The sequence below is a fragment of the Alkalitalea saponilacus genome (assembly GCF_900168165.1).
Classification (GTDB): domain Bacteria; phylum Bacteroidota; class Bacteroidia; order Bacteroidales; family Marinilabiliaceae; genus Natronoflexus; species Natronoflexus saponilacus.
Map to the genome: position 1 here is coordinate 257311 of NZ_FUYV01000002.1, position 12694 is coordinate 270004.

Sequence of the window (12694 nt, forward strand, 5' to 3'; positions counted from 1 at the left end):
ATCACATTCAAATAATACAATAAATTGTATTATTTTTAAAACAAAAATAACACCATTTTCCCAAAACAGCGACCCATGCAGTTTAAAATTTTTAACGCCAAAGGAGCGTCCCTCCAAAATATCAGAAGAACAAACCTCATCATTTTCGCGATATTTCCATTCACATGGATTTTACTGATGACCGGCAGCTGGCTTTTCCTCGGCGAGATCAGTGTCTGGGTAGCATCCTTTTCGACAACCATTTGGCTAATGCTTTTATTAATCCGAAACATTTACCACTATCGCATTAATAAAAAAATGCCAACAATTGGCAACCTCACAGTGGCATCCAATGGTTTTAAAAAAACCATTGGGCACCTGGAGAGTCAAATTATGTTTGGTGAGATTAAGGAATTGTTACTGGAACTACACAGTAGAAACAGCTTCTTGAATAGAAATTACGGTGGAGCTCAAACATACCTCACAACCATTATCCTGAAGGATGGAAACAGAGAGCAAGTGCTGATTTCTAACAATTCAGAGTCAAATCCCCAGGCAAATTTCATGGAACTGATAAAGAATCTTCAAAAAAGAGGGTTTGCCGGGTTTAAGCTTAGTGAGAAAGGAAAATGGTGGAACAGCATATAACCAGAGCCGTTAAAACAACCATCACGATGGTTGTTTTGTGATTTACCCAACAAGCTTTGTCAATATCCGGTGAAGTTATTTCGCGATTATTTTTCCCAATGTAAGGTTTCTCCACCATCTTGCCATGATAAAGATTTGGGCCACCGAAACGACAGTTGAGAATTCCTGCCAGAGCAGACTCCGGCCATCCGGCATTGGGACTGGAGTGATTTTTCCGATATAACCTGATAAAGAGAAATGCGTTTTTGCTGGCCGAAACCACAGCCATGATGATGGCTGTGAGCCGTGCAGGAATGAAATTTGCAACATCGTCTAAACGCGCAGCGAATTTTCCGAAACGGATGTAACGCTCATTTTTGTATCCAACCATTGAATCCAGAGTATTTACCATTTTGTATGCAAACATCAGAGGAATTCCCCCAATGGCATAGTAAAAGAGAGGCGCTATTACGCCGTCGCTGAGATTTTCAGAGAGCGTTTCGAGTGTTGCAGTCCGGATTTGCTGAGGTGAAAGATTGGAAGTATCCCGACCCACTATATAAGAAAGTTGATGCCTGCCGGCTTCAAGACCATTCATGCTTAATTCGTACTCCACTTTGCGGGCTTCATCAATGAGGCTGCGGTTTGCCAAACCCCAGAAAACAAAGAGCGAAGCAACCGGATACCAAACAAAACATACGTTTTGAATCGCGAAAAAGAAAAGTAGAAGACTTGCCCATGTAACTCCCACCAAAAGCAAAACCATAAGCATGCCCTTTAAAAACCGGTACCGGTTTTTATTTAGAACGCTTTCACCATAAGCAATTAAACGGCCAAACAACTTAACCGGGTGTGGCATGCGATAAGGGTCGCCAAAGACCAAATCAAGTAAATATCCCACCAATAGCGGAATTAAATATGGAGAGGAACTAACTAAAATGCTTTCTGAATCCATGTTTTAATGGCGTTTACCAGTTGATTGTTTTGTGCCGGAGATAATGCGGCCACCCGAAAATGAGCAGACGTTAATCCTCTGAAATTGGTTGCATCGCGAATAAGAAATCCATGCTGGTCTACAAGATGCTTTTTCAAGTCGCCAGCCGTGCCTTTATGCAGTTTCACCAGAAAATAATTGCACTCGGAGGGTGAGACAGAAACCATCTCAATTTCCGCCATTAGTTTCTGAAAACGACTTGATTCTTTAAGCAAAGCATTGATATCTGGCTTGAGTTCTTCGTATTTATCCATGATAAACTTCCCTGCTTCGATGGCCAAAGCATTAACGCTCCATGGCATTTTAATTTCGCTTAAACTCTCACATATTTCTTCACTGGCAATAATATATCCCAATCTCAACCCTGGCAAAGCGAATAGCTTTGTCAATGAGCGTACAACCACTAAATTGTCCGGCACATTATGGCACGACAATGGCGATACATATTCATGGCAAAGAGAATGGTAAGCTTCGTCGAGAATTAAACAAGCATCGGGATGGTTACTGCAAAAATTCAAAATCAAATCAGAATCAGTGACCACTCCGTCCGGATTATTGGGATTTCCCAACCAAACACAATCATATTGCTCTGTCATTTGGATGTTAAACTTACCAGATGGTTGGTGGGAAATCGAATGTCCATGACATTTTGCAGCATCTTCGTACTCGGAAAAAGATGGAGTAAAAACCAGTGATTTCCCATTTTTGAACAGTTGCGCCAACAGGTAAAATGCCTCCGTTGATCCATTGGTTACAACAATTTGTCGCAGGTCAACCCCCTCCTTTCGTGCAATGGCCTCCCGAAGCGAACAGGCATCCGGTTCAGGATAGTTCCCTATAAGATTTATAGAATCTTTTATATGTGCCAAAATTGCGGGATGCGTGCCTCCACAGGCAATATTTGAGCTAAAATCGGCTTTAATACCCTGTATGTATTGATGTATTTCGTTTCCGTGTCCGTACAACATTAGAATTTCAGTTCTGCTTTAAATACCGTTACCGCCTCTCCTCTGATTTCCACTCTCGGTTTATTTAAGGCAACCTTTAAAACACCCGAGCGACGACTCACCTGATGGGAAACCATTTCTCTTTTCCCCAGCTTTTGAGACCACAACGGGGTTAATGCACAATGCGCCGAGCCGGTTACCGGATCCTCATTAATTCCGGATTTTGGTGCAAAACAGCGCACCACGAAATCAGCCTCCTCTACATCGCTTTTTGCGGTAATCATTAACTCGCCAAGTCCATGATTTATGAGTGCTTCAAAATTGGGAGCTGCATTGCGAACTGATTCCGCTTCATTGGCAACAGCGATGACCCAATCTTCATCGCTACGATACAACTCCACAGGCTCAAACCCTAGGAGACTCTCAAAAACAGCCGGGACTTCAACTTTTTGAAGTTTGTATTGCGGAAAATCCAAAACGATCCATCCATTTGAGTATTTAGCTGTAACTTTCCCTTTCTTCGTTCTGAAAACAATTTGTTGGTCTTTTCCAACTACCCCTAGTTCGTAAATAATATGCGCAGCCGATAAAGTGGCATGTCCGCACAGGGGAACTTCAACTGTTGGAGTAAAATACCGAATTTTAAACTCATTTTGGTGTGGAATAACGAATGCCGTTTCGGAGAGATTCATCTCCATAGCAATGTTTTGCATCCTGTGGGATGCAAAACCCTCGTCCACCAACATAACGCCTGCCGGGTTTCCTTTAAAAAGCGCACTGGTGAATGCATCTATTTGATATATGATTTTGTTGTGCATTATTCAAGATCGAGTACTATTTGAATATTTTCTTTAACAATGTCTATTAATTCATCCGGTAAGATCCCAATCCTCTTTGTTAGTCTTTTATTGTCAATGGCTCGAATTTGATCAATCATAACATCACAAGCCTGATTTAAATTAGCTGTTCCTTTTTTAAGATGAACCCTCAAAATCTCAGAACCCTTATTAACATTTGTCGTTATAGGGCAAACGATGGTTGATGGGTGAGGGATTTTATTGAGCAAATTGGTCTGAATGGCCAAAACCGGCCTTGTTTTACCTGGTTCGGTTCCAATTTGCGGATTTAAATCCGCAATCCAAATTTCGAATTGTTTAATCCACATAATCAATCTCCTCAAAATCTTTAAGGGCAGCCATTGAGTCAGCTTTAACCAATCCTGATTCTTTCTTCAGCCTTTCCTCAAGTATTTGTTTTCGTTGAAGTTTATTGTAAAAATCAATTGCCTCGTTGATATATCTGTTACGGGGCTTCTTAATTCGCTCAAGTATCTTTTCAGTCTCGCCGAAAATTGATTCGTCTATTTTTAGTGATACAGTTTTCATTGCTTGTTTTTTATATCACAAAGGTATGTTTTATAGGTATATCAAACAAGTATATCCATCAGCAATTATTCAAACTAATTAATTGGCCTTATGCAACTTGCATAAGGCCAATTTCATTCACATGTTGTAAGTTCTCTCCGCATGCGCGTTTCAATTGTTGTTATTTTTTCTTTAGCGCACAGCTTATTCTTGATTCATGGATGGCTCTTTTATGAAACGCCCATGAGTGGGAATCGAAGATCGACGCAGTCAAGCTCACAAAAAGAGCTCGAAAGCAACAACTCATGAAAACTCCATTCGGTCAACAACTTAAACAAATTACTTACGAATAAATCCATAAATCCTTTCCAAATCCACTTTCTCCCGCACCAATCCGGCCAGTTTGTTAAACCCTTCCTCTTTTAAATCCCTCAAACTAAAATTTATTTCAATGTCGGGATTTACCTGTCTTAATATTTCACGGATGACCGATGCATTATCAAAAACTCCGTGAATGTATGTCCCCCAGGTTTTTTCATTCAGAAAACAGCCGTCGTTTTCACCATTATTGAGTCGACAAAGTGGATTCCCATCCACTTTGGTCACTCCCATGTGAATTTCATATCCCGAACCTTTAACGTTGTCATCATTAAGGAATTCAAAACGACATTGCTCTGTCTTTTTTTTACCTTTAAATACTGTTTCCACCGGAAGTATTCCCAAACCCTTGGTTTGGGAAACATTGCCTTCTACTCCATCTGGATCCTGTATAATTTTTCCCATCATTTGAAATCCTCCACATATCCCGTAAATGGGTTTTCCGTTTTGATGCAATCGCATCAAAACACTCTCCAACCCTCTATGTCGCAACATTTCCATATCGGCAATGGTGTTTTTAGACCCGGGCAATATAATGATGTCAGCCGCTGTAAGTGCATCCTCGCTTTCGGCATAATAAAGATTTACCTCAGGAACGTGACGTAGAGAGTCGAAATCTGTAAAATTGGCCATGTGCTTGAGGCGAACAACTGCGATATTAATTTTTCCCTTCTGTGGTTGATTTTTCAGATGATCCAGAACTACTGAGTCTTCCTGTTCAATAAAAATATCACGAAACCATGGTATAACGCCCAAAACAGGTACGCCGCTGATCTCTTCCAACATTCTTCGTCCTTCATGGAAAAGGCTCTCGTCGCCTCTGAATTTGTTAATTAAAACCCCTTTGATAAGCTTTCGTTGATTTGGGGGTAACAACTGAATTGAGCCATAAACAGAGGCAAATACACCTCCGCGATCAATGTCTGCCACCAGAATGGTGGCTGCATCAGCGGCTTCTGCCACCCGCATATTGGTAATATCCTTGTCCCACAAATTCATTTCGGAGATGGATCCTGCGCCTTCTATGACAATGGGATTGTACCTTTCGGCCAAGCGATGATAGGATTTCATAACTTCGGCAAAAAGTGCATCCCGATTAGTCTCCAGAAAATACTTTGATGCAGATTTATTGCCTGCCGGCTTCCCGTTCAAAACTACCTGACTCACCATGTCACCTGATGGTTTTAGCAAAACAGGATTCATCTCTACCGAACACGGAATACCACATGCTTCGGCCTGAACAGCCTGCGCCCGACCAATTTCAAGGCCATCGGGAGTAACAAAACTGTTGAGAGCCATGTTTTGAGCCTTAAAAGGCGCCGGAGAATAGCCATCCTGCATAAAAATGCGGCAAAATGCCGCATTTAAAACTGATTTTCCAACATCGGAACCGGTTCCGACAAACATGATGGGGCGAAGTTTTCTCAAAATAACGATTCAGAAATTGATTACTATATCTGACAAAGATATTGAAATTATAGAAGTCATTAAGACTTATCCTTCATTCTGTATTTATTTACCAGAGATTTAACCATATCGGGATCCAACGGTTTAGCAATACATTCATCAAAAAGCGCTTTTTTCTCCTCTTTATCAATGGAAAGTGCATACGCCGACTGAACTACGATGGGGGTTTCCGGATTTAGCTTCTTAATTTCACGGGCTGCCCGATACCCATCCATTTCAGGCATTCTAACATCCATAAAAACCAATTCAATTTTATGTTGCTTGAAAATAGTCAATGCCTGAATTCCATTTTGGGCATGAAAAACCGTGCAACTCAGCTCCCTAAGAAGCTCCTTTAAAAACAACGAGCTTAGTTCATCGTCTTCTGCCACAAGAACAGGAAACTTTTCTTCAGAAAGAGTTTCCCGGTAAGGTTCTATATTATTTATACGACTCTTATTGTAAGGAACGTACGGGATTGTCAGATAAAATGAACTTCCTTCTCCGGGGTTGGATTCTAGGCGAATGTTTCCGTTCATTAATTCTGCAAAACCTTTACATATGGATAATCCCAAGCCCGTTCCTCCATATTCATGATGGATGTCCTCATTGGCCTGCCGAAACCGTTCGAAAATCAATCGTTGAGATTCTTCAGCAATTCCAATACCGCTGTCATTTACATAAAATTCAAGTTCATTGCTCTCATTCCGGTAAACATACCCGAATTTGACAAAGCCACTATTGGTAAACTTGAAAGCATTACCTAAAAGATTGCTTAAAATTTGTGTAACTTTTGTTCTGTCCAAAACAACCAGAGACTCATTGTAAACAAACCAATTGTCGACTGTAAACTCAATATCCTTACCTCCTACCTGTTGTTTAAAAACGGCATACAACTCCTCTGTAATCTCATTGATGTTGACTTTGTCATTGTTCAGAACCTCCTGCTTTGTTTCAATGGATGAGATGGTTAAAATATCGTTAACAATGGAGAGCAATTGTTTACTGCTATTCTTAATGATTGATGCATAACGTACTCTTTTGTCATTATCGGGATTAGTTGTTACCAACATATCTGCAAATCCGGATATGGCATTTAATGGTGTTCGGATTTCATGACTCATATTGTGCAGGAAAGCTGTTTTTAATTGATCGCTCTCTTCTGCTTTCTCCTTGGCTGCTAATAATTCCTGTTCAGCCATTTGTTTTTGGGTTATATCATGTCCGATCCCCACCAACCCGGTAATTTCCCCATCCTTATCATAAAGAGGAATTTTACTGGTTGACAACCAAACGGTTTCTCCTGATTTCCTGATAAAACTCTCTTCCTTGTCAATAATAAAAATTCCTGTTTTTATTACTTTGAGATCATCCTCATAATACTCAAGTGCGTCTTTACCAAGAAGGTCTATATCTGTTTTCCCAATTACATCTTCTTCACGTTCAAAGCCAAGATATCTATAATCAGAAATATTTGAAATGACTTTTCGTGCTTCCAGGTCTTTTACATAAATCAAAGCCGGCAGATTATCAATTAATGTTCTTAACAATAATTTTTGTTGTATTAATTCCGTTTCCACAAACTTTCTTGCACTTATATCAACCTTAAACTCAGCGACAAGCCAATCTCCTTTACTGTTTTTAAATGGAATGGTATGAACCTCAAAAACTTTATCATCATCATCGGAAGTTTGCTCAGAAATGTAAACCTCTTTCGTATCGAAAGCTTCTTGAATATTACAGTTCTCGCAAGGTTCATTGAGATGCATGAAGTATTCATAGCATTTCTTCCCTTTGGGATCTCCATACTTCTTTCTCCAGCCCTCATCTACATAAATAATATTATAGTCTTTATCTACAATATTGATTCCTGTTCCAGTTATATCAAGGATGTATTGAAATCTTTCTCTCTCTTCTTTTAAAACTTCACGCTGGACATATGCCTCAGTAACATCCCTAAAAACAAGAACAGCTCCTGTAACCCGATCTGCATCATCCTTTATTGGGGCACAACTGTCAGCGATATGATATCTTGCTCCGCTTTTTGATATCAGAACAATATGGTTGGCCAATTCAACGTTCTCGCCCTTTTCCAAAACGAATTTTACAGGATTATCTGCTTTATTCCCTGACTTGGAATCTATAATATGAAATATCTCTTCCAATTCTTTACCATTGGCTTCTTCAGTTGTCCATCCGGTAAGCGTTTCCGCTATTTTATTAAGAGAATTTACGTGTCCGGATTTATTACAAGTAATTACACCATCGCCAATAGATCTTAGGGTGGCAGCAAGGTGCTTCTGACTTGTCCGTAAGGCCATCGTTCTCTTTTCAACCAACCACTCAAGTTCCTGATGGCGACGTTTTACCAAAGTTATGATTACAGCAATCAAAATTGAAATCAGAATCCCCAAAAATGCAAATAGAGGTGCTCCTCTTAAAGGATTGATAGAGAAAAAGTGCTGCGTTGGGTATGCTGTGACAAGGATGTTTTTGCCATAGGCAAAAACAACACGGGACATCATCATTTGATTAATATCCTCATGGCCCCAAATAATTAAGCGATTGCCGAAAGAAGAATGGCTTTCATTATTAAGAACTCTGTATGAAGCAAATATAAAATCATCATTCAACGTGTTGTCGAGCAAATCTCCCAAATCCAACAATGCCATTACAAGTCCGTGTGGAGAAGAATCATCTGAGACCGAAAAAACAGGCCGCATTACCAGCATGCTATTCTTACCCCCGTCGACAAACACTTTCCCCAAAAAATAGGATGCTGAGACCAACCCCGACTCCAGTGCTTCAGAAATGGCTTTCAAGGCATGCGTATCGACTCCTCCATCCAACCCTAAAACCCATTCTCCCCTGAATTTGGGTGCGATCCGTGTAACCGGAAAATGGAGATCTCTCTCTGAAACAGGAATCGGATTACCACCAACACTTTCCTCCCATATGAGCAGTTCTTTTCCGTTTATTTCCAACTCCTGAGATTGAAATCTTTCAATCTCAGAACCAGGCACTACTTCCACCCATAACCAGGCCGTTACAAAGCGGTTATCGATTAAATAGCCTGTATAATGTAAAAACTCATCTGTTGTAACATATTCACTTCCCAGGTAAAACCTTGCAATACCTTCCAGTTCTATTTTCCATAAATCATGTATAGCATCTTCAAAAATGGATATACGACTGTCAGCCATTTGCTGAAATGTCTGATAAAGATTTCTTTTAGAGTGATCGTGGACAATCCATGACAAAAACAAAGAAATGATGACACCAGACATTACAACAATAAAGGTTTCTGGATAAATCCAACGGTTTTTTATATTTCGAATTTTCTTTGCAATTCTCTTGCGCCAGACAAATCCAACTACAATGACAACAACCAATGGAATGGTTGCAACGCTTACCGGAAGAATGGATTTTAAAACTATGTAACGCCTCCAATTTTGCGCATCTATATCCACACCCAACACCATATCAAAACCATCAGTACTGCTTTTCTCCAATGGAATCAACGCAGTAACCCAATTCCCCCATCTGTCGGTAACAGGTTTAGTAACTATTGATTCCATATCAACAAAAACTCTTTTATATTCGTCAGAGATTTCTTTATAAACCTGCCCCGGTGGCGAGTAATCCGCTGATGTTGGAGGTTCACTGTCAATTAAAATTAACACATCTGAATTACGAAGGCCATCACTACCTTGGTGAATTCCATCGCGCTTTTGCCCGAGAAGATAAATAAAACGAATATTTGGGTCAACGTTCCTTAATGATTTTAGTTGACTCTTTAATCTTTGGTATGTGTGTAGAAGAGTATCTGCCTCTGAGCCGGACAGAGATTCCAAATAACTGGTGGTAATGGATGAGGAAAACCTTTCGGCTTCATACAGAAACCGTGAACGCATCTCATTTTCAATATTATCAGCCAGTTTTAAAGTCGTCAAAACACTAATTAACAATATGATGATGATAAAAATCATCATCCAGACTTTTTCTACGTGGGATATGATGTTTGACGACTGAGGCATAGTTAATTTTTAATAACAACGCATGCTTGATTATAATAGGACGTTAGTCCCGATTCCCTCTGGGTAGAATATTAGATAAATGGAACTTCTTGATTCTAAACAACTTAAACATCCAGCGCGCAAAACTTTATTCTCCTGGAAATCAACCAAATAAAAAAGATTAACGACCTTTTATGATAATTTATTTATAATAAATATAGTGATAAGATTAATACAGATCGACACAATTATGTAATATATAAATCAATTTTGGTCATTTTAACAACTCTGTTTATCAAAATTATCATACAACATTAAAAAAAGAGATGTAAAATTACACAGCAAACTAATTACTGTTTTGCAAAGCCACCCATAAAACATCTCAAAACATCCTAATTAAATCAAAATGCAAAAAACGATATATCAAGCAAAGCATCAAGATCTAAAACAGCATATCACAGATTATTGGCACATAACATTCTCTGAATCAACCCCGGCTCTAAAACTCCCTCCCCTTGGAATGCCTGTTATGTTGTTTCAATATGGAGAGGAATCTGATTTTTATAATTTAGAACAAATAAAAACATCATCAATCATAGTAGGGCAGTTTTCCAAACACATGGTTGTAAACCCAACTCCCAAGACCCGAATTCTTGGAGTAAACTTCAAGCCTTATGGCCTCTACAATCTCTTTGGCATATCCCCTAAAACACTCTTTAACACTGGAGTTCCATTAAACACCTTGTTCCCAAAAGAGGAAATAGGAAAAATTGAAGTAAAACTCAAAAACGGGATTCAAATTGAAAGTGTCATTGACGACATTGAGAGAATGTTGCTGTCTAACAAAAAAGAAGTCCAAAATCACAATCTATTAGATTCCATTACAGATAAAATCATAGCAAGAAAAGGAATTATTGACCAATCAGAAATATTGAACGGAAAAATAAATGCGCGTACCTTACAGCGATATTTTTCTAAAACCATTGGTATTAGTTGTAAGATGTTTTGCCGTATTCTTCGACACAAATACATACTGGAGCTAATCTATCAAAATCCAGAAATGCGATGGGACGATCCTTTGTTTCTAGAATATTATTATGATTTCTCTCACTTCCGAAAAGATTTCATTACCTTTTCTCAAACAAAGCCCGTGGATTTCAAATCCATCATGAACAATTTCACCAAAAGCCTTCTTGAATAAACAATTTACCTATGTAAATCTCCCTCCTCTTTTAACAGAGCAAACAACTTGCTTTTTAACAATCAACCCTCTAGTTTTCCACGATGAACTTTTTTCACTTAACTCATTATCAATTATCGTAATTTTATTTTCGGCCGACTCGAATTAATTATTTCACTATTCTCTCATCGTACTTTTTGATACTATTTACCATACAAATCTAAACATTGGTCAACCGTGTCGTTTTTTTACATAATTAAAATCTTATAACAATCTATATTCGCTGTGAAATATTAAACTAAAACTCAAAAGAATGAAACTACTAAAGAAATTCGCCTTTCTGCTTTTCACTACAGCATTATTTTTAGGATGTGACAGCGATGAAAAGATAGATGATCTTTTTGACAACAACGACTCAAAAGCCGACATAGAGTGGTCAGCGAATCTTTCCAAAACCATCAGTGCAGCTTTGTTTCGAACCTCACCAGCCATAGATGAAAATGATAATATCTATATTCTGCAAAAAGAATATGTGGGCGAGGGATTTACCATTGACGCCTTTAATAAGAATGGTGAAAAACGATGGAGTAAAACCAATACGACTGACGTTTTACTTGAAAGCCAGTTGACATATTACGATGGAAAACTATTTGTGCACTGCCACGATAATAGAATCATCTGTTTTAATGCAGAAAACGGAGATGTTATCTGGAACAAAAGAGTTACTGACAGCTACAATCATGCACGCAATTTTACCATTGCCAATAACATGTTGATTTACCGGGCGGATAAAACATTGACTGAATATGAATGGCATTTGTTTGCATTGGATATCTCCAGCGGAGATGTAAATTATGAATTGGATTTAACCCAATTCAGAGAAAACGAAGAAGACGAAGACAGGAAGCATGCTTTTTTTGAGCAAAGCACTCTTGCAGCCAACGGCAATATGGTTTATTTTGCCGATGACATTCACTTGTTTGCCATTGAAGCCACAAGTAGTGCATTTATCGTAAAATGGAACAGCAATCTTCCGGATGATGTTGATCTTTTTCACTCCTATGGAACCAGTGGACACCAAAACAACAAAATAGCCATTGCACCCAATGGAAAAATTATTGTGCAATACAATGTAGCAGTTGAGAATCTTTATGACTACAAAACCGCAGTTTACAGCCCCGATGGAACATTGCTGTGGACGCATTACTACGAAAACAACAACGGATCCATTACGACGGATGCCCAAAGCAATGTTTATATGGGCGGGGCAAGCCTTTTAAAACTTAATGGCAGCAATGGATCAACATCATGGACAGCCAATCCTCCTTTATTTATCGGGTCAATTACCAATCAGGTAAAAGGAAAAGATGGAAGAATATATGCTTCGGATTTTTTCGGAGTCTATATCGTAAACAACAGTGGGAGTGTTGTCTCAAATATGAGTGCAGGGGCAAACACAGACAGCCAACCATTTTCAAACCTCTCTTTATTAAGTAATGGAAATATTGTGGTTATTGCACAGGGAATTGATAGTGGACAAATTTTCTGCTTTAAGAGCTCCTCAGAGGGAGTAGCGAAAAACATTTGGGCAAAAAGAGAAGGCAACGCAAAAAACACCTTTAACCTAAAACATTAAAACAACCAGTTTCTTTTTGAAAACCTTAATCACAAAGAAGACAAGGTGATATGCCCTTTTCCTTGAGAAAACCTCACAATTTATCGTTAGTCTCCTTTTGGGACTAACGATATATCCATTTTAACAC

General features: G+C 38.9%; 10 protein-coding genes. 3 read left to right on the top strand and 7 right to left on the bottom strand.

Annotated elements, in window-relative coordinates:
* Positions 1-75: 75 nt before the first annotated feature.
* Positions 76-627 carry a hypothetical protein gene (locus B5X70_RS03130; RefSeq protein WP_079556413.1) on the top strand — a complete coding sequence of 184 codons (552 nt, stop codon included), beginning with the start codon at positions 76-78 and terminating at the stop codon, positions 625-627.
* Here the strand turns inward: B5X70_RS03130 and cbiB are convergent.
* The 7 genes from cbiB to B5X70_RS03165 form a co-directional block, all read right to left on the bottom strand.
* Positions 593-1561: an adenosylcobinamide-phosphate synthase CbiB gene (gene cbiB, locus B5X70_RS03135; RefSeq protein WP_079556414.1), complete on the bottom strand. Its 969-nt coding sequence runs from the start codon at positions 1559-1561 to the stop codon at positions 593-595. The genes B5X70_RS03130 and cbiB overlap by 35 nt on opposite strands.
* The gene (locus tag B5X70_RS03140) at positions 1540-2568 is read right to left on the bottom strand and encodes a pyridoxal phosphate-dependent aminotransferase (RefSeq protein WP_079556416.1); all 1029 of its coding nucleotides are present in this window, start codon (positions 2566-2568) and stop codon (positions 1540-1542) included. The genes cbiB and B5X70_RS03140 overlap by 22 nt, the downstream gene beginning before the upstream one ends.
* Positions 2568-3365: a PhzF family phenazine biosynthesis protein gene (locus B5X70_RS03145; RefSeq protein WP_198314160.1), complete on the bottom strand. Its 798-nt coding sequence runs from the start codon at positions 3363-3365 to the stop codon at positions 2568-2570. The genes B5X70_RS03140 and B5X70_RS03145 overlap by 1 nt, the downstream gene beginning before the upstream one ends.
* Positions 3365-3712, bottom strand: coding sequence for a type II toxin-antitoxin system PemK/MazF family toxin (locus B5X70_RS03150; protein ID WP_079556420.1), 348 nt, complete (start codon positions 3710-3712; stop codon positions 3365-3367). The genes B5X70_RS03145 and B5X70_RS03150 overlap by 1 nt, the downstream gene beginning before the upstream one ends.
* Positions 3702-3932, bottom strand: a complete 231-nt coding sequence (locus B5X70_RS03155; protein WP_079556422.1) for a hypothetical protein — start codon at positions 3930-3932, stop codon at positions 3702-3704. Before B5X70_RS03155 ends, B5X70_RS03150 begins: the two co-directional genes overlap by 11 nt.
* Positions 3933-4250: 318 nt before the next feature.
* Entirely contained in the window at positions 4251-5717 is a 1467-nt protein-coding gene (locus tag B5X70_RS03160) for a cobyric acid synthase (RefSeq protein WP_198314159.1), read from the bottom strand.
* Between the two features lie 59 nt (positions 5718-5776).
* A complete protein-coding gene (locus B5X70_RS03165; protein ID WP_079556425.1) occupies positions 5777-9772 on the bottom strand; it encodes a PAS domain-containing protein in 3996 nt (1331 codons plus the stop codon).
* A 385-nt stretch (positions 9773-10157) separates the two neighbouring features.
* Between B5X70_RS03165 and B5X70_RS03170 the strand changes: the two genes are divergently transcribed.
* A complete protein-coding gene (locus B5X70_RS03170) occupies positions 10158-10952 on the top strand; it encodes a DUF6597 domain-containing transcriptional factor (RefSeq protein WP_079556426.1) in 795 nt (264 codons plus the stop codon).
* Positions 10953-11244: 292 nt separating this feature from the next.
* The gene (locus B5X70_RS03175; protein WP_079556427.1) at positions 11245-12567 is read left to right on the top strand and encodes an outer membrane protein assembly factor BamB family protein; all 1323 of its coding nucleotides are present in this window, start codon (positions 11245-11247) and stop codon (positions 12565-12567) included.
* Positions 12568-12694: the final 127 nt, after the last annotated feature.